Source organism: Pseudomonas sp. GW822-FHT04C11 (genome assembly GCF_058800905.1).
Genome location: NZ_JBXAMS010000003.1, coordinates 170,741 through 188,408 on the forward strand (window position 1 = coordinate 170,741; position 17,668 = coordinate 188,408).

Annotated in this window: 18 protein-coding genes; 12 read left to right on the forward strand and 6 right to left on the reverse strand. The window is 59.9% G+C overall.

Going from position 1 to position 17,668, the window contains the following annotated elements:
- Positions 1-94: 94 nt before the first annotated feature.
- Positions 95-679, reverse strand: a complete 585-nt coding sequence (locus tag AC1RJ3_RS06330) for a DUF6436 domain-containing protein (protein ID WP_493077997.1) — start codon at positions 677-679, stop codon at positions 95-97.
- Positions 680-788: 109 nt separating this feature from the next.
- On the opposite strand from AC1RJ3_RS06330, the gene bipL reads away from it, so the two are divergent.
- On the forward strand, positions 789-1,742 hold the full coding sequence (gene bipL / locus AC1RJ3_RS06335; RefSeq protein WP_493077999.1) for a phospholipase BipL: 954 nt from the start codon (positions 789-791) through the stop codon (positions 1,740-1,742).
- 127 nt (positions 1,743-1,869) lie between these two features.
- Here the strand turns inward: bipL and AC1RJ3_RS06340 are convergent, their stop codons facing one another.
- Entirely contained in the window at positions 1,870-2,622 is a 753-nt protein-coding gene (locus AC1RJ3_RS06340; RefSeq protein WP_054594527.1) for a DUF2059 domain-containing protein, read from the reverse strand.
- Between the two features lie 132 nt (positions 2,623-2,754).
- On the opposite strand from AC1RJ3_RS06340, the gene AC1RJ3_RS06345 reads away from it, so the two are divergent.
- Positions 2,755-3,387, forward strand: a complete 633-nt coding sequence (locus AC1RJ3_RS06345; protein WP_493078002.1) for a 2OG-Fe(II) oxygenase — start codon at positions 2,755-2,757, stop codon at positions 3,385-3,387.
- 2 nt (positions 3,388-3,389) lie between these two features.
- The gene (locus AC1RJ3_RS06350) at positions 3,390-3,875 is read left to right on the forward strand and encodes a 2-thiouracil desulfurase family protein (protein WP_493078004.1); all 486 of its coding nucleotides are present in this window, start codon (positions 3,390-3,392) and stop codon (positions 3,873-3,875) included.
- Between the two features lie 176 nt (positions 3,876-4,051).
- Here the strand turns inward: AC1RJ3_RS06350 and AC1RJ3_RS06355 are convergent, their stop codons facing one another.
- The gene (locus AC1RJ3_RS06355; RefSeq protein ID WP_054594524.1) at positions 4,052-4,825 is read right to left on the reverse strand and encodes a transporter substrate-binding domain-containing protein; all 774 of its coding nucleotides are present in this window, start codon (positions 4,823-4,825) and stop codon (positions 4,052-4,054) included.
- A 131-nt stretch (positions 4,826-4,956) separates the two neighbouring features.
- Here AC1RJ3_RS06355 and AC1RJ3_RS06360 point away from each other — a divergent pair, with 131 nt between their 5' ends.
- The gene (locus AC1RJ3_RS06360; protein WP_054594523.1) at positions 4,957-5,394 is read left to right on the forward strand and encodes a DUF4399 domain-containing protein; all 438 of its coding nucleotides are present in this window, start codon (positions 4,957-4,959) and stop codon (positions 5,392-5,394) included.
- Positions 5,395-5,681: 287 nt separating this feature from the next.
- A complete protein-coding gene (locus AC1RJ3_RS06365) occupies positions 5,682-6,149 on the forward strand; it encodes a hypothetical protein (RefSeq protein WP_493078007.1) in 468 nt (155 codons plus the stop codon).
- 101 nt (positions 6,150-6,250) lie between these two features.
- Here the strand turns inward: AC1RJ3_RS06365 and serA are convergent, their stop codons facing one another.
- On the reverse strand, positions 6,251-7,480 hold the full coding sequence (serA, locus tag AC1RJ3_RS06370; protein ID WP_054594522.1) for a phosphoglycerate dehydrogenase: 1,230 nt from the start codon (positions 7,478-7,480) through the stop codon (positions 6,251-6,253).
- Positions 7,481-7,684: 204 nt separating this feature from the next.
- On the opposite strand from serA, the gene AC1RJ3_RS06375 reads away from it, so the two are divergent.
- From AC1RJ3_RS06375 to AC1RJ3_RS06385, 3 genes are read left to right on the forward strand one after another with little or no spacing between them, the layout of a single operon-like run.
- On the forward strand, positions 7,685-9,079 hold the full coding sequence (locus AC1RJ3_RS06375) for an FAD-binding oxidoreductase (protein WP_123581388.1): 1,395 nt from the start codon (positions 7,685-7,687) through the stop codon (positions 9,077-9,079).
- A 40-nt stretch (positions 9,080-9,119) separates the two neighbouring features.
- The gene (locus AC1RJ3_RS06380; RefSeq protein WP_054594520.1) at positions 9,120-9,785 is read left to right on the forward strand and encodes a fumarylacetoacetate hydrolase family protein; all 666 of its coding nucleotides are present in this window, start codon (positions 9,120-9,122) and stop codon (positions 9,783-9,785) included.
- Positions 9,775-10,686 (forward strand): SdiA-regulated domain-containing protein, encoded by a 912-nt coding sequence (locus tag AC1RJ3_RS06385; protein ID WP_493078010.1) that lies wholly within the window; start codon positions 9,775-9,777, stop codon positions 10,684-10,686. The genes AC1RJ3_RS06380 and AC1RJ3_RS06385 overlap by 11 nt, the downstream gene beginning before the upstream one ends.
- Positions 10,687-10,884: 198 nt before the next feature.
- Here AC1RJ3_RS06385 and rpiA read toward each other — a convergent pair whose 3' ends face one another.
- Positions 10,885-11,559: a ribose-5-phosphate isomerase RpiA gene (gene rpiA / locus AC1RJ3_RS06390; RefSeq protein WP_054594518.1), complete on the reverse strand. Its 675-nt coding sequence runs from the start codon at positions 11,557-11,559 to the stop codon at positions 10,885-10,887.
- A gap of 340 nt (positions 11,560-11,899) precedes the next feature.
- On the opposite strand from rpiA, the gene ilvA reads away from it, so the two are divergent.
- On the forward strand, positions 11,900-13,414 hold the full coding sequence (gene ilvA, locus AC1RJ3_RS06395) for a threonine ammonia-lyase, biosynthetic (RefSeq protein WP_054594517.1): 1,515 nt from the start codon (positions 11,900-11,902) through the stop codon (positions 13,412-13,414).
- A gap of 39 nt (positions 13,415-13,453) precedes the next feature.
- Positions 13,454-13,879 carry a DUF2269 domain-containing protein gene (locus tag AC1RJ3_RS06400; protein ID WP_347928269.1) on the forward strand — a complete coding sequence of 142 codons (426 nt, stop codon included), beginning with the start codon at positions 13,454-13,456 and terminating at the stop codon, positions 13,877-13,879.
- A gap of 168 nt (positions 13,880-14,047) precedes the next feature.
- On the opposite strand, the gene AC1RJ3_RS06405 is transcribed toward AC1RJ3_RS06400, so the two are convergent.
- Positions 14,048-14,704 (reverse strand): histidinol-phosphatase, encoded by a 657-nt coding sequence (locus tag AC1RJ3_RS06405; protein ID WP_493078013.1) that lies wholly within the window; start codon positions 14,702-14,704, stop codon positions 14,048-14,050.
- 144 nt (positions 14,705-14,848) lie between these two features.
- Between AC1RJ3_RS06405 and AC1RJ3_RS06410 the strand changes: the two genes are divergently transcribed.
- Both AC1RJ3_RS06410 and ptsP read left to right on the forward strand, forming a co-directional pair.
- Entirely contained in the window at positions 14,849-15,328 is a 480-nt protein-coding gene (locus AC1RJ3_RS06410; RefSeq protein ID WP_007897732.1) for an RNA pyrophosphohydrolase, read from the forward strand.
- Between the two features lie 22 nt (positions 15,329-15,350).
- Positions 15,351-17,630, forward strand: a complete 2,280-nt coding sequence (gene ptsP, locus AC1RJ3_RS06415; RefSeq protein WP_493078016.1) for a phosphoenolpyruvate--protein phosphotransferase — start codon at positions 15,351-15,353, stop codon at positions 17,628-17,630.
- Positions 17,631-17,668 lie beyond the last annotated feature (38 nt).

Here is a 17,668-nt window from a genome sequence, read left to right on the forward strand (position 1 = left end):
TTGTGCTTTCGAAATTGCCGCCGTCTAAGGCTGCAAACATTTAGCACAGACCCTCTGTGCCGAGCATTACCTTCCTTGAAAAGTCCGGAATGCCTTAGTGAGTTTCATCCGTCTTCGCCCATGGACAGTAGCAGCCCACCGCGAGGGTATGCGTGGCGCTTACCGGGCGATCTTCGCTCAGTGCCTGCAGGATCGGTTCGATAAAGCTGTTGCTGGAGTTGCAGGTCAGGCCTTCGCTGTAGGGCCCGAAATACGCCAGTTTGCCGCTGCGGTCCCAGATCGCGACCGCCGGGCTGGCGGGGATTTGCTCGGAGCCTGGCAAGGTGTCGAGGGTTTTCAGACGGCTCAAGGTACTGGGTAACTGACCCTGGCTGCCGGGCTTCTGTACCGCGTAAAACTCAACTCCTTGTGGCACAAAGTGCTCAAGCAGTTCGGCCAGGTGCTGTTGATTGCCGACGTTGCACGGGCAGGCCGGGTCCCAGAAGTGCACGACCCGAATCGCGCCGGGGCCTGCCAGGTTGGCGGGAAGGTTCAGCGGATCGCCGGAAAACAACGCCGTGTGTGAGCTGAATGCCCGCAGGTAGCGTCCCTGAAACCAGTCATAGGCGGCCCACAGCACGCCGGCACACACAAGGGCGAGCAGACTGGCAAGCAGTGTCGTGCGGGAGTGCGGGCGCATACGGAACCATCCTCGAAGGTCGCGTAGCTTGCCATGCTTGCCGCGACAGATGAATATCGCAGGCCCATAAAGTCTGTTTTGCGCGCCGCGCTTTGCCTGGAAACCCGTGATGCCTGCCACCTTCGACCCCGATCATCTGCGTGCCAGCCTGCGGCCTTTGGCCGAGGCGCAGCCGTTGTCGGAGGAAGCGCAGGCTTATCAGCATTTTTACGGGCTGGATTTCCCGCAGCGCAGCGTCCCGGTCAAACGCGGGCTCGGCAGCTTCAAGGTCGGTGACTATCAGTTGGTCAGCCAGGTCTGGTGGCCGCAGCGGACGGTGGCGACGATGTTCCTGTTCCATGGCTTCTACGATCACATGGGCCTTTACCGGCATGTGATCGAATGGGCGCTGGATCAGGGGTTCGTGGTGATCGCCTGTGATTTGCCGGGGCATGGGTTGTCCAGCGGCGAGCGCGCGAGCATCGAGGATTTCGCCGAGTATCAGGCGGCGCTGCAAGGGCTGTTCGCTGAGGCGCGGTCGCTGGACCTGCCGCAACCGTGGCACCTCTGCGGGCAGAGTACGGGCGGTGCGATTGTCATCGATCACGTGTTGAACGCTGGCGCGGACAGTCCTGCACAAGGGCAGGTGATACTGCTTGCGCCGCTGGTTCGGCCGCGCTCCTGGGGCTGGTCGCATTTCAGCTATTACCTGATGAAGCCTTTCGTCAAAGGCATCGCCCGGCGTTTCAGCGAAAACACCAACGACCCGGCGTTCTTGCCATTCCTGCAAGCCGATCCGCTGCAACCGCTGCGTTTGCCGAGCGTCTGGGTCGGGGCGCTGGCGCGGTGGATCAAGCGCATTGAAGCGGCTCCGCGCAGCAGTCGTCGGCCACTGATCGTCCAGGGGCAAGCGGACATGACGGTGGATTGGGAGCACAACCTTGAAGTGCTGGAGGGCAAGTTCGACCGGCCGCAGGTGTTGAAACTGCCCGAGGCCCGCCATCATCTGGCAAATGAAATCCCGGCGTTGCGCGAGGAGTATTTCGGGTTTTTGACCAAGCGGATCAACGGGCGGAATCGCTAGCGACTGTTATGACGCCATCGCTGGCAAGCCTTGCTCCTACAAAATCGGGTCGTTCAGAAAATGGTGATCCAGCACGAAACCGTAGGAGCAAGGCTTGCCCGCGATTGGGTTTCAAAGGCGCCTAAAATTATTGGTTAAGGCTCGAGGTGCTTTGCCCCACCGCCAACCCCGCCCGAATCGCTGCCAGCGCCGCCCGGTAATAGGCCTTGCCTTCAGAGGACTCGGCAAAGGTGGCGAACTCCTCGAGTTCGTCATCCGATAAGCCGCGATAGACATACAGCAACGTGTTGTTCAGGTCGGAGCCGATCTGATCCATCAAGCGCTGACGCTGGCCGTCCAGCATGCCTTGGGCCTGACCGCCGCCAAGCAGGCCGGGGATCATCTGGCTCAGGCTGTCGGCCGCTACGCCGGCAATCGCCAGGCTGACTTCGGCTCCGGCTTCGCGCGCTGGCAGTGCCTGGGCCAAATGGCCAATGATCAACTGACGGGTGTCACTGGCTTCGATTTTCGGCAGGCCTTTGGCGTTCTTCGCCAACTGGTCGCGGCGGGTCGCCAGCAGTTCGGCGGCGATGATCTTGCGCCCCAGTGGCGACTGGAAAAACGCCAGTGCAGGTGCAGGGTCAGCGAGGTTTTTGCGCAGTTGCGCTTCGGCTCGATGGTCCATGGCTTGCGGGGCAAAGCGCTGGTTGCTGTTACTGACCAGCGCCTGAAACACCGCGGGCGGCAGGCTGCTTTGGTAGCGTTGTTGGGCGGCAGTGAGGGCATCGTTAAAATGCGCGCGTTGGTCTGGCCAACCGGCGACCTTGTACAACTGGTCGTGGCCGTCTGCCCAAGCGGGCAAAGTGCAGAGCATCAACAGTGAAAAAAGCAAACGGCGCATAAGAACTCCTGTCGGCAGGCGACTATTCTCCGGGGCCGGGCACGGGTTGTCGAGAATTCGTATCAGGTTCGTCAGCTTATCCGACGATCCTCCGCTACACGGCTCTGTCGGATTTTCTGGCGCAGGAATACTATGCGCGCCATGCAAATACCCTCTGATCACCCGCTGCTGTTACGTATCGTCGACGACCTGGCTACACATGGCTGGTCGCAGCAGAATATTTTCCTGCCCCAGGCTCTGACCCTGGAACTGGCGGCTGAGTGCCGTAAACGTGCAGCCGAAGGTGAGCTGGCGCCAGCGGCAGTGGGGCGCGGGCCTTTCTCGGAGATTCGCGAAGGGATTCGTGGCGACCATATTCAGTGGCTTGAGCCCGGGCAAGACGAGGCCTGCGACAGCTATCTGGGGTTGATGGACAGCCTGCGCGAGGCGATGAACCGTGGGTTGTTTCTCGGGCTTGAGGATTTCGAGAGCCATTTCGCGCTTTATCCGCCGGGCGCGTTCTACCGCAAGCACGTCGACCGCTTTCGTGACGACGACCGGCGCATGGTGTCGGCGGTCATCTACCTCAATGAATCCTGGCTGCCGGAGCATGGCGGCCAATTGCGGATGTACCTGGAGGAGGGCAGAGAGCACGATGTGGTGCCCACCGGCGGTTGTCTGGTGGTGTTCCTGTCGGGCGAGGTGCCCCATGAAGTCCTGCCCGCGACCCGCGAGCGCCTGTCATTGACGGGCTGGTTTCGCCGGCGCGGCAACGAGCCATTCTGATCATGCAGAAAATTCTGGTGAGTCGTTGTCTGCTGGGCCACCGCGTGCGTTACGACGGCGGCGCCAGCGGGCCGTTCCATCAGCTGGAACAGTGGATCGCCGAAGGTCGGGTGATCCCCTTGTGCCCGGAAGTTGCCGGCGGTTTGCCAACACCTCGGGCTGCGGCCGAGATTCCGGGTGGGCAAGGCGTTCAGGTGCTCGATGGTACTGCGCGGGTGATGACGACCGAAGGTAAGGATGTCAGCGCCGAGTTTCTCTCGGGTGCCCATCAGGCTCTGGAACTGGTCCGAAAACATGCCATTCGCATCGCCGTGCTCAAGGCCAACAGCCCGTCCTGCGGCAACCTGCTGACCTATGACGGGACCTTCAGCGGGGTCAAAGTCAGCGGCGAGGGCGTCACCGCAGCCTTGCTGACCCGCAATGGGGTGCAAGTGTTCAGCGAATTGGAGTTGGCCGAAGCTGCGCTCGCGTTGGCTGCACTGGATTAACGCCAGGCACAAAACCTGTGGCGAGGGAGCTTGCTCCCGTCGGCCGGTCCGCGCTCGGGCGAAGCAGTCGCAAATCAGTCGGTGCGGTTTATCGGGTAGTACTCAGTTGCAGGTTTTAGGGGCGCTTCGCACCCCAGCGGGGGCAAGCCCCCTCGCCACAATGAACTGTGTAGGCCTCAAGGTTTCGGCGGCTGGCTCGCGTCCATGCCGAACCATTTCTCCGACAGCGTCATCAATCGGCCGTCCGCCTTGATCCGTTGCAGGGCCCGGTCGAGGCTGGCCTGGAATGCCGGGTTACCTTTCTGAAACGGTATCGCCAGGCTCAAGGTCGGACCGACCTTGGCCCCTTCTTTTACCGGTAATCGACTGTCGCGGATGGCGTAGGGGATCAGCAAGCGATCGCTGATGGCTGCGTCGATCTGTTTGTCTGCCACATCCTTTAGCGGCTGCTGCGCGTCGGGATAGCTGCGCAGGTCAATACCTTCAACACCGCGCGCCTGTTCGACGAACTGGCTGCCTTGCGCCACACCCAGGGACTGGCCCTTGAGTGCCAGCAAAGTGCCGAGCGGGCGTTGTTCTTCCTGGCGCACGATCAATTGTGCGCTTGAATAACTATAAGGTTCGCTGAAGTCGAAACGATCCTTGAGTTCTGGAGTCAGTGCTATGTGGTTGATGGCGACGTCGTACTTGCCGCTCTCGACCCCCGGCAACAGATCGGCCGAATCAGTGACCACGAAGTCGGCACGCACATCCAGTTCGTTGGCCAGCAGTTGGCCCAGTTCGACTTCGAAGCCGCTGAGCTTGCCGTCTTCCTTGAAGTTGAACGGTGGCGTGTTGGCTTCAAGCGCAATGCGCAACTCGCCACGGTCGTTGACATCGTCGATCAGTTCGGCATGAGCAAAAGGGCTCACAAGGGGCAGCAACAGTATCAGGCCAGGCAGAAAGCGCATGGTCACTCCTTGAATTCGTTATGTGCGGCGCGCTGTTTCGTGCGCTTTGCTATGGTGTTGAGGTGTTTCGACAACGAATCGCCACGAAGTTGTCACAACCGTAAAGATTAAGTTCAAAACTGGAGAAAAGAATGAAAACCTTTATGTCACGTGCAGTTCTCGCTGGTCTGATGCTCAGCGCTTCGATGCTGGCGAGCGCCGCGGACGTCCCCCGCACCAAGGCCCCTGCGGGTGCGAAGGTGTATATCGTCTCTCCGGCGGACGGTGCGACTGTAGATAAAACCTTCAAGGTCCGATTCGCTGTTGAAAAAATTGCCCTGGCGCCGGCCGGCGATCAGACCCCGCACACCGGGCACCACCACCTGCTGATTGACGTCAACCAGTTGCCAGCCGAGAACATGCCGATCCCGGCGGACGCCAACCACCTGCATTTCGGCAAGGCACAGACCGAAACCGAAGTGACCCTGACGCCGGGCAAGCACACCTTGCAACTGGAGCTGGGCGACAAGAACCACGTGCCGTTCGATCCGCCGATTCTCTCGAAAAAAATCACCGTGACCGTGAAGTAATCAGTTTCCAGTGACTAGTACTGAAACAGGGTTGCCCCTGTTTCAGCCCAACGCCCGGTGCACCGCATCGGGCGTTTTGTATGTGAAGGCAGTTGTGGGAAAAATCGTTTCAGACTTTAAACCGACAGATGGTCGAAAAACCTGTCAGGTCTGACAGTAGCCGGTGTCTGGAATAGGGCGCTTAATTTCCAGCAGGTCCACCAAGTCACCTCCTGTTATTGAAAAAAGACCACCAGTGACACTTGTTCGGGGGGGGGCATCAATGCAGCTGCGATGGAGAGCGTGAAATGACTGCTAAAGAAAACCTGATTGAATTCCCTGCACCTATGGCACCTGTTTTTGATGTGGGTGGCAAATTGATAGTGAACTGTAGAAGCTTGAACGTCGATGAAGCAGGTCGTTGGTTGCCTGTGACCGTCACTATAGAACCTAAGTTCATGCCAAAAGGCACCCATGTCATGGTGCATTCAGTAGGTACTGTTGACGCTACAGGGCGTGAAGAGATCCCGGGTACCAAGTTCAATAAAGAGCACACGGTCACTGGTGGAGAGGAGGGGGGGGTGTTCCAAGTGAATATTCCATACTTGAGCAGTGTCAAACCCATTCAGCAGCCGCAAGAGTCTGGCGGTCACTCTGGTTTTATCAAGATCTGGTACACCTTCGAGCTAAATGGCAATCCGACCAAGTCTCATGTGTTTTCTCATGAGGTAAAGTTGCTCGCTAGTGGCCTCTACTGCGAAGGAGTCCCGGTATAGTTGTTGGCCGGGTCCCGAACAGCTGCGAGCCTGTTCAGGGCGGGACAGCAGGCATGAAAAAGGGAGACCCGAGGGTCTCCCTTTTTATTGGCGCTTGAGCGTTAGAACAACACGCGGCAACGGATGGTGCCGTTGATGTGTTGCAGCTTCTCTTGCGCCAGGTCCGAGTATTCGGCGTCGACGTCGATCACGACGTAGCCGACTTTCTCGTTGGTCTGCAGGAACTGACCGGAAATGTTGATACCGTTTTCGGCGAAGACCTTGTTGATCTCGCTGAGTACACCCGGAATGTTCTGGTGAATGTGCAGCAGACGGTGCTTGCCAGGGTGAGCCGGCAGGGCCACTTCCGGGAAGTTGACCGAGGACACCGACGTACCGTTGTCGCTGTACTTGACCAGTTTTTCAGCGACTTCCAGGCCGATGTTGGCTTGCGCTTCAGCGGTGGAGCCGCCGATGTGCGGGGTCAGGATCACGTTGTCCAGGCCACGCAGCGGGCTTTCGAACTCTTCGTCGTTGGAGCGTGGCTCCACCGGGAAGACGTCGATGGCCGCGCCGATCAGGTGCTTGTCCTTGATCGCGTCCGCCAGGGCGTCCAGCTCGACCACGGTGCCGCGAGCGGCGTTGATCAGGATGCCGCCTTTCTTGATGGCGCGGATTTCCTTCTCGCCGATCATCCACTGGGTAGCAGCCGTTTCCGGAACGTGCAGGGTCACGATGTCGGACATCGCCAGCAGCTCGTGCAGGTTGCCGACCTGAGTGGCGTTACCCAGTGGCAGCTTGGTGATGGTGTCGTAGAAGTACACCTGCATGCCCAGGCCTTCAGCCAGGACCGACAGTTGAGTACCGATCGAGCCGTAACCGACGATACCCAGCTTCTTGCCGCGGATTTCGAAGGAGTTGGCCGCGCTTTTGATCCAGCCGCCACGGTGGCAGGAAGCGTTCTTCTCAGGGATGCCGCGCAGCAACAGGATCGCTTCAGCCAGCACCAGCTCGGCCACCGAACGGGTGTTGGAGTACGGTGCGTTGAAGACAGCGATGCCGCGTTCGCGAGCAGCGTTGAGGTCGACCTGGTTGGTGCCGATGCAGAAACAGCCAACAGCTACCAGTTTCTTCGCGTGATCGAAGATTTCTTCGGTCAGTTGAGTGCGGGAGCGAATGCCGATGAAGTGCGCATCAGCGATCTTTTCCTTCAGCTGGGCTTCCGGCAGAGAACCTGTCAGGTACTCGATGCTGGTGTAGCCCGCCGCCTTGAGGACGTCGACAGCCGATTGGTGGACGCCTTCGAGAAGAAGGAACTTGATCTTGCTCTTATCGAGAGAAGTCTTGCTCATCTGCGTAAACCTGTGTCCCGGAGAAAAATGGCAGGGAAGTGGCCAGCAGATGCTGACCCGAGCGGCAGGAACGCCGTCGCCGCAGAACAGCCTTTGGGCACTATCCTGCGGGGGCGGTATGCTAGCATATGCACCCCGCAAACACTCATTCCTGCGACGTGAAGCGTGCTCAGGATGACCATGAATTGTTCGAGAGTTCTGTCGATGACCAATCCCGCCCTGATTGAAGAGCTGAAGACCCTGGTTGAGCCTGGCAAGGTGCTGACCGATGCCGACTCCCTGAATGCTTACGGTAAGGATTGGACCAAGCATTTCGCCCCGGCCCCGACGGCCATCGTGTTCCCCAAGACCACCGAGCAGGTCCAGGCCATCGTCCGTTGGGCGAATGAGCACAAGATTGCGTTGGTACCGTCTGGTGGACGCACCGGGCTGTCCGCTGCTGCCGTGGCGGCGAATGGCGAAGTGGTGGTTTCCTTCGACTATATGAACCAGATCCTCGACGTGAACCTGACCGACCGCACTGCGGTCTGCCAGCCGGGTGTCGTCACTGAACAGCTGCAAAACCGCGCCGAAGAGCATGGCCTGTATTACCCGGTGGACTTCGCTTCCGCCGGTTCCAGCCAGATTGGCGGCAATATCGGCACCAATGCCGGCGGGATCAAGGTTATTCGCTACGGCATGACCCGTAATTGGGTTGCCGGCATGAAAGTCGTGACCGGTAAGGGCGACCTGCTGGAACTGAACCGCGACCTGATCAAGAACGCCACCGGTTACGATCTTCGTCAGCTGTTCATCGGCGCCGAAGGCACCTTGGGTTTTGTGGTCGAAGCGACCATGCGCCTTGATCGCGCCCCGAAAAACCTCACCGCGATGGTCCTCGGCACCGCCGATTTCGACTCGATCATGCCGGTGCTGCACGCGTTCCAGAGCAAGCTCGACCTGACCGCGTTCGAATTCTTCTCCGACAAGGCCCTGGCCAAAGTCCTCGCGCGCGGCGATGTGCCGGCGCCGTTCGAATCCGATTGCCCGTTCTACGCGCTGCTGGAATTCGAAGCGACCACTGAGGAAGTGGCCAACCATGCGCTGGAAACCTTCGAACACTGCGTTGAAGAGGGTTGGGTGCTGGATGGCGTGATGAGCCAGAGCGAATCGCAACTGCAAAACCTCTGGAAGCTGCGCGAATACATCTCCGAGACCATTTCCCACTGGACGCCGTACAAGAACGACATTTCGGTCACTGTGTCGAAAGTCCCAGCCTTCCTGAAGGAAATCGACGCGATCGTCGGCGAACACTACCCGGATTTCGAAATTGTCTGGTTCGGCCACATCGGCGACGGCAACCTGCACTTGAACATCCTCAAGCCAGAAAACCTCAGCAAGGACGAGTTCTTCGCCAAGTGCGCGACCGTCAACAAGTGGGTATTCGAAACCGTCGAGAAGTACAACGGCTCGATTTCCGCCGAGCACGGCGTGGGCATGACCAAGCGTGATTACTTGACCTACAGCCGTTCGCCGGTTGAGATCGAGTACATGAAAGCGGTCAAGGCGGTGTTCGACCCGAACGGCATCATGAATCCGGGCAAAATCTTCGCTGTTTGAAGCCGCTGTCCCTGATGAATCTATAAGGCAGGAGTCGGTAATGAGCTATCAGCACCAGTATGTCGACGGTACACGTATTCATTTCCCGGTCGGGAAAGTGGTGTGCATCGGGCGTAACTACGCCGAACACGCCAAGGAACTGGATAACCCGGTGCCAACCGAGCCGCTGCTGTTCATCAAGCCTGGCAGTTGCGTGGTGCCGCTGGAAGGTGGTTTTGCGATTCCGACCGAGCGTGGCTCGGTCCACTACGAGGCAGAAATCGCCGTGTTGATCGGCAAGCCGTTGTCGACCAAGCCAAGCCGCGAAGAAGTGCTGGACGCGATCTCCGGGTTTGCGCCGGGGCTGGACCTGACCTTGCGCGACAAGCAGGCTGAGCTGAAATCCAAAGGCCTGCCCTGGGAAATCTCCAAGTCGTTCGACGGCGCCTGCGTGCTGGCGCCATTCGTGGTCAGCAGCACCTTCCCGGACCTGACCGACATCGGTATCCGTCTGACCATCAATGGTGAAGTTCGCCAGGACGGCAACAGCAGCTTGATGCTCAACCCGATCGTGCCAATGATCCAGTACATGGCGGGCTGCTTCTCGCTGCAAGCCGGTGACGTGATCATGACCGGCACTCCGGCTGGCGTCGGTCCGTTGAACGTTGGCGATGAACTGGTGCTGGAATTGCCGGGCGCCGGCAGCTTCAAGAGCAGTGTTCGCTAAACTGCAAAGCCGAGTCCTGATCGTGCTCTTCGCTGCAGTCGTGGCGTTGGGCGCGGTCGGGCAGCATTATCGTTTGTTCGAGCGCGGCTGGTTCAACCTGCAAGCCTGGTTGCACCCGGCCGACGGCCAGTCCATGGCACTCAACGATTACCAGGTGGTTGTCGAGGCGAAGGTCATTGACGGGCTGAGCGCGGACGTTTCGGCGCTGACGTTTGATCCGGTGCGCCATAGCCTGTTCACCGTGACCAATAAAAACTCCGAGCTGCTCGAGCTGTCCCTCGACGGGCGAATCCTGCGCCGCGTGACGCTGATCGGATTTGGCGACCCGGAAGCGGTGGAGTTCATCAGTGCTGATACCTATGTGATCGCCGATGAATATCAGCAGCGCCTGATCAAGATTCACCTGACGGATGAAACGGAGTTTCTCGACGCTGCAGATTCCGAGCAGATGCCCCTTGGCGTGCACATGAACAGCAATAAGGGCTTTGAAGGCCTGGCCTATGATTCGGTGGGCAAGCGGCTGTTCGTCGCCAAGGAACGCGACCCGATGCTGATCTACGAAGTGCAGGGCTTCCCGCATTACAACCCGGAGAAATCCTACGCGGTGCACGTGGTCAACAACCCCAAGCGCGATGCCGGACTGTTCGTGCGCGACCTGTCGAGCCTGCAATATGACAAGCGCAGCGGCCATTTACTGGCGCTGTCGGATGAGTCGCATCTGGTGCTGGAGCTGGATATCGACGGTCGGCCGTTAAGCACGATGTCGCTGAACAAAGGGCGTCAGGGTTTGCAAAAGACAGTGCCGCAAGCAGAAGGGATCGCCATGGACGACAGCGGCACGCTGTACCTGGTCAGCGAGCCCAACCTGTTTTATGTCTTCAAGAAGCCCACGCTGCCATAACTCTGGAAGGCGCCGTTTTCATTGTGGCGAGGGGGCTTGCCCCCGTCGGCCGGTCCGCGCTCGGGCGGAGCAGTCGTAAATCCTGCGAACGCGGTGTGCATGATGCAACGCGATTGCAGGTTTTGGGGCCGCTTCGCGGCCCGGCGGGGGCAAGCCCCCTCGCCACAAGAGCCTGCTCCCACAGGTTTTGTGTTCGCCTTACTTGGCGCGCAGGGTCTTCACGCCTTCGCTGGTGCCCAGCAGCAGCACGTCTGCCGGGCGGGCGGCGAACAGGCCGTTGGTGACCACGCCGACGATCGCGTTGATTTGAGTCTCGAGCTCGACCGGGTTGGTGATCTGCATGTTGTAGACGTCGAGGATGATGTTGCCGTTGTCGGTCAACACACCTTCACGGTAAACCGGATCGCCGCCCAGTTTCACCAGCTCGCGGGCCACGTGGCTGCGGGCCATCGGAATCACTTCGACCGGCAGTGGGAAGGTGCCCAGGACCGGCACCAGTTTGCTGGCGTCGGCGATGCAGATGAACGTCTTGGCCACGGCAGCAACGATCTTTTCGCGGGTCAGGGCTGCGCCACCGCCCTTGATCAGGTTCAGGTGCTCATCGCTTTCGTCGGCGCCATCGACATAGAACTCCAGGTCGCTGACGGTGTTGAGTTCATACACCGGAATCCCGTGACCCTTGAGGCGCGCGGCGGTGGCTTCGGAGCTGGCAACTGCGCCGTCGAACGCGCCCTTGTGCAGGGCCAGTGCGTCGATGAAGCAGTTGGCGGTGGAGCCGGTGCCGACCCCGACGATGCTCTTGTCGTCGAGTTTTGGAAGGATGAAGTCGACGGCGGCCTGGGCCACTGCCTGTTTGAGTTGATCCTGGGTCATGCGGGCTCCGAAAGCGGGCAAGGGGAACTGAAGGCCGGCATTATAGGCTGCGGGGCAGGGAAGGTCATTGTCCGATTGACCAATGAGTATGTATGGCATGCCGGGGAGGCTTCTGTGGCGAGGGAGCTTGCTCCCGCTCGGCTGCGCAGCAGTCGTAGAATCTGAGTCCCGATTTTTTCAGGTTCAACTACTCAACCTTGTTGCGACCGCTTCGCGCTCGAGCGGGAGCAAGCTCCCTCGCCACAAATGCGCAGTAAAACCTCTGGATTCGTGTGGTCGCACGAGCAAAAGCCGGGTTAGACTCCTTGGCCCTGCCCAACCCGCTCAGTGATGCTTTCCGATGCTCGAACAGTACGTCAAAAAGATCCTCACCTCGCGCGTTTATGACGTTGCCGTAGAAACCCCATTGCAGACTGCTCGCCAGCTCTCCGAGCGGCTGGGCAACAAGATCTGGCTCAAGCGCGAAGACTTGCAGCCGGTGTTCTCGTTCAAGATTCGCGGTGCTTACAACAAGCTGACCCAATTGAGCGATGAAGAGCGCGCCCGTGGCGTGGTCACCGCCTCGGCAGGTAACCATGCGCAGGGTCTGGCGCTCGCGGCCAAGGTGTTGGGCGTGAAAGCGACCATCGTCATGCCCAAGACCACCCCCGAGATCAAGGTCGAAGGCGTGCGTTCGCGCGGCGGCAAAGTAGTGCTGCACGGGGATTCCTTCCCGGAAGCCCTGGCCTATTCGCTGAAACTGGTCGACGAAAAGGGCTACGTCTACATCCACCCTTACGATGATCCGCACACGATTGCCGGGCAGGGCACCGTGGCGATGGAGATTCTGCGCCAGCACCCTGGCCCGATTGATGCGATTTTCGTCCCGGTGGGCGGTGGCGGCCTGATCGCCGGGATCGCCGCGTACGTGAAGTACCTGCGGCCCGAGATCAAGATCATCGGCGTCGAGCCGGACGACTCCAACTGCCTGCAAGCGGCCATGGCGGCCGGTGAGCGCGTGGTTCTGCCGACCGTCGGGCTCTTTGCCGATGGTGTGGCAGTGGCGCAGATCGGCCAGCACACCTTCGATATCTGCAAGGACTACGTCGATGAAGTGATCACCGTCAGCACGGATGAGATCTGTGCGGCAATCAAGGATATCTACGACGATACCCGCTCGATCACCGAGCCTGCCGGCGCCTTGGGTGTAGCGGGGATCAAGAAGTATGTCGAGCTGTATGGCGTGACCGGGCAGACCCTGGTGGCCATCGACTCCGGCGCCAACGTCAACTTCGACCGCCTGCGCCACGTCGCCGAACGCGCCGAGCTGGGTGAAGGTCGCGAAGCGATCATCGCCGTGACGATCCCGGAGAAACCGGGCAGCTTCAAGGCGTTCTGCGAAGCCATCGGCAAACGCCAGATCACCGAATTCAACTACCGCTACAACACCGGCAGCGAAGCGCACATCTTTGTTGGTGTGCAGACGCACCCGGAAAACGATCCGCGCAGTGCGCTGCTCGCCAGTCTGACCGAGCAGGGCTTCCCGGTGCTCGACCTGACCGACAACGAACTGGCCAAGTTGCACATTCGCCACATGGTCGGTGGACGCGCGGCGCAGGTCGTCGATGAAGTGGTGTTGCGCTTCGAGTTCCCGGAGCGTCCGGGAGCGTTGTTCAACTTCCTCAACAAGCTCGGCGGGCGCTGGAACATCTCGATGTTCCACTACCGCAACCACGGCGCGGCCGATGGTCGGGTGGTTGCCGGTCTGCAAGTACCGCACGAAGAGCGCCATCTGGTGCCGGCGGCGCTGGCAGAAATCGGTTACCCGTATTGGGATGAGAGCGACAACCCGGCGTATCAGCTGTTCCTCGGCTGAGCGTCTACGCTGATGGCCAGTCCATAAGGAAATCGAACAATGGAAACGTTAACCGCCCTGAAAGTTGCGCACGTCCTGGCAACGGTGTTGTTGCTGATCGGTGCACTGAGCCTGGCGATCTGGGTCTGGCGCACGCGGCGTAACGGCGATGTGACGGCGCACGCGCGCACGTTGCAGCGGCCGTGGGTGTTTGTCTGGCTGGTGATGGGCCTGGCGTTGCTGAGCATGCCGTTCACCGGATGGTGGATGGTGCACCTGGTGGGCTGGCCGCTGGGGCAGATGTGGATTCTGGCGTCCAGCGTGATCTACACCGTCGGTGCGCTGGCGATGTTCTGGCTGCTGGTGCGGCTTAACAAGCTGCGCACTGCAGCGGGTGGAAACGGCAAGTTTACGTTTGCCTTGGCGTTGTTCAGTTTTGTCTGCTTTATCGCGATTGCCGGGTTGATGGGCGCGAAGCCGGTCTGACCTGATTCATGCGATCAACTGTGGCGAGGGAGCTTGCTCCCGCTGGAGCGCGAAGCGCTCCTGAATTCGGCTAAGACGTTTTGTCAGGTGGAGCGCGTCGGCCGGATTTGCGGCCGCTGCGCGACCGAGCGGGAGCAAGCTCCCTCGCCACAGATAAAGTCGCTGACTTCAGTCACGCAACGACATGATCGGCCAGCCGCGTTTCTGTGCCTCGGCGCGCAAGTTCGGGTCCGGGTCCACGGCCACCGGGTTTGCCACTTCCTCCAGCAACGCCAAGTCATTCATCGAATCGCTATAGAAATAGCTGTCTTCGAGCGACATGCCGGTCTCTTCCAGCCAACGATTCAGGCGCGTCACCTTGCCTTCACGGTAGCACGGCACGTCGGTGCTGCGTCCGGTGTAGCGGCCGTCGACCATTTCGCATTCGGTGGCAATCAGGGTTTCGACGCCCAGACGCTGGGCAATGGGACCTGTGACGAAGCGGTTGGTGGCGGTGATGATGACCAGTTGGTCGCCGGCCTTGCGGTGTTTGTCCAGCAGTTCAAGGCCCTTGGGCAACACGAGCGGTTCGATGCAGTCGCGCATGTAGTCGCGGTGCCATTCGTCCAGCAGGGTCATCTCGGTACGACCGAGGATTTCCAGGCAAAAGTTCAGATACTCGGCCTGGTCCAGCTTGCCGGCCAGGTAGTCCTGGTAGAACTCATCGTTGCGCGTTTTGTAGGCGACGGCATCGAGCAAACCGCGTTCGCACAGGTAATCGCCCCACGCGTGATCGCTGTCGCCGCCCAAAAGTGTGTTGTCCAAGTCGAATAAAGCCAGACGCATTTGCAGTTACTCGCTGAAAAGTCTGTAAAAAGGCCTCCAGAATACGGTCTTTTCACAAGAGTGCACATAACGTAGGAAGCTTCGTTGCCGCCTTCACAACCTTTGTGGAACAATGCGACGACATGCGTTTGCGAGGTTGTTGCCGTGATCGACCCCGATGGTTTCCGCCCCAATGTCGGGATCATTCTCACGAATGATGCCGGCCAGGTGCTATGGGCTCGCCGTATCAATCAAGATGCCTGGCAGTTTCCTCAAGGTGGTATCAACCCTCAGGAGACGCCCGAAGACGCCTTGTACCGCGAGTTGAACGAAGAAGTGGGGCTGGAGCGCGAAGATGTTGAAATTCTCGCCTGCACCCGGGGCTGGTTGCGCTATCGTTTGCCGCAACGCCTGGTCAGAACGCACAGCCAACCGCTGTGCATCGGCCAGAAACAGAAGTGGTTTCTCCTGCGCCTGATCTCTAACGAGCAGCGGGTGCGGATGGATTTGACCGGTAAACCGGAGTTCGATGGCTGGCGCTGGGTCAGTTATTGGTATCCGTTGGGCCAGGTGGTGACATTCAAGCGCGAGGTTTATCGCCGCGCTCTCAAAGAGCTTGCCCCGCGCCTTTTAGCGCGCGACTGACGACGGAGTTCGACCCCGAGCCATGCTCAATACGCTGCGCAAGATCGTCCAGGAAGTTAACTCCGCCAAGGATCTCAAGGCGGCGTTGGGGATTATTGTGTTGCGCGTCAAAGAGGCCATGGGCAGCCAGGTCTGCTCGGTCTACCTGCTCGACCCCGAAACCAACCGCTTCGTGCTGATGGCCACCGAGGGCTTGAACAAGCGCTCGATCGGCAAGGTCAGCATGGCACCCAACGAAGGTCTGGTTGGCCTGGTCGGCACGCGTGAAGAACCCCTCAACCTCGAAAACGCCGCGGATCACCCGCGCTATCGCTACTTCGCCGAAACCGGTGAAGAGCGTTATGCCTCGTTCCTCGGAGCCCCGATCATTCACCACCGCCGCGTTGTCGGCGTGTTGGTCATCCAGCAAAAAGAACGTCGCCAGTTCGACGAAGGTGAAGAAGCCTTCCTGGTGACCATGAGCGCCCAGCTTGCGGGCGTTATCGCCCACGCCGAGGCCACCGGTTCGATCCGTGGCCTGGGGCGTCAAGGCAAGGGCATTCAGGAAGCAAAGTTTGTCGGCGTACCCGGCTCGCCCGGTGCGGCGGTCGGTACCGCGGTGGTCATGCTGCCTCCGGCCGATCTGGACGTGGTGCCTGACAAGACTATCGCTGATATCGAAGCCGAGCTTGGCCTGTTCAAGACCGCCATCGAAGGCGTGCGCGCCGACATGCGCGCGCTGTCCGCCAAGCTTGCCACGCAGTTGCGGCCGGAAGAGCGGGCGCTGTTCGACGTCTACCTGATGATGCTCGACGACGCTTCGCTGGGCAGCGAAGTGACCACCGTGATCAAGACTGGCCAATGGGCCCAGGGTGCACTGCGCCAGGTGGTCACCGATCACGTCAACCGTTTCGAATTGATGGACGACGCCTACCTGCGTGAGCGTGCCTCGGACGTCAAAGACCTTGGCCGACGCCTGCTGGCTTACCTGCAGGAAGAACGTCAGCAGACGCTGGTCTATCCCGACAACACCATTCTGATCAGCGAAGAACTGACGCCGGCGATGCTCGGCGAGGTGCCGGAAGGCAAGCTGGTGGGTTTGGTGTCGGTACTCGGTTCCGGCAACTCCCACGTGGCGATCCTGGCGCGAGCCATGGGTATCCCGACGGTGATGGGTCTGGTCGACCTGCCGTATTCCAAGGTCGACGGCATCCAGATGATCGTCGACGGCTACCACGGCGAGGTCTACACCAACCCGAGCGACGTGCTGCGCAAGCAGTTCGCCGACGTGGTCGAGGAAGAGAAGCAACTGGCCCTGGGGCTGGATGCACTGCGCGACTTGCCGTGCGTGACGATCGACGGCCACCGCATGCCGCTGTGGGTCAACACTGGCTTGCTGGCGGATGTGGCACGGGCGCAGAAACGCGGTGCCGAAGGCGTGGGTCTGTACCGCACCGAAGTGCCGTTCATGATCAATCAGCGCTTCCCGAGCGAAAAGGAGCAGCTGGCGATTTATCGCGAGCAACTCGCGGCCTTCCACCCGCAACCGGTGACCATGCGCAGCCTGGACATCGGCGGCGACAAGTCACTGTCGTACTTCCCGATCAAGGAAGACAACCCGTTCCTCGGCTGGCGCGGGATTCGCGTGACCCTCGACCACCCGGAAATCTTCCTGGTACAGACCCGCGCCATGCTCAAGGCCAGCGAAGGCCTGAACAACCTGCGCATTTTGCTGCCGATGATCTCTGGCACGCATGAACTGGAAGAAGCCCTGCACCTGATTCACCGCGCCTGGGGTGAAGTGCGCGACGAAGGCACTGACGTGCCGATGCCGCCAGTTGGCGTGATGATCGAGATTCCTGCAGCGGTGTATCAGACCAAGGAACTGGCACGGCAGGTAGACTTCCTGTCGGTCGGCTCCAACGACCTGACCCAATACCTGCTGGCCGTGGACCGTAACAACCCGCGAGTAGCCGATCTTTACGACTACCTGCACCCGGCGGTTCTGCAAGCCCTGCAAAACGTGGTGCGCGATGCACATGCCGAAGGCAAGCCGGTGAGTATCTGCGGGGAGATGGCCGGTGATCCAGCTGCAGCGGTGTTGTTGATGGCGATGGGCTTCGACAGCCTGTCGATGAACGCCACCAACTTGCCGAAAGTGAAGTGGATGCTGCGCCAGATCAACCTGAGCTGGGCCAGGGATCTGCTCGCCGAGCTGATGACCATCGACAACCCGCAGGTGATCCACAGCTCGCTGCAACTGGCGCTGAAGAATCTCGGGTTGGCGCGGATGATCAATCCGGCAGCGATCAAGCCTCTCTGACTCTGTGACAGTGGGCTTTTGTGGCGAGGGAGCTTGCT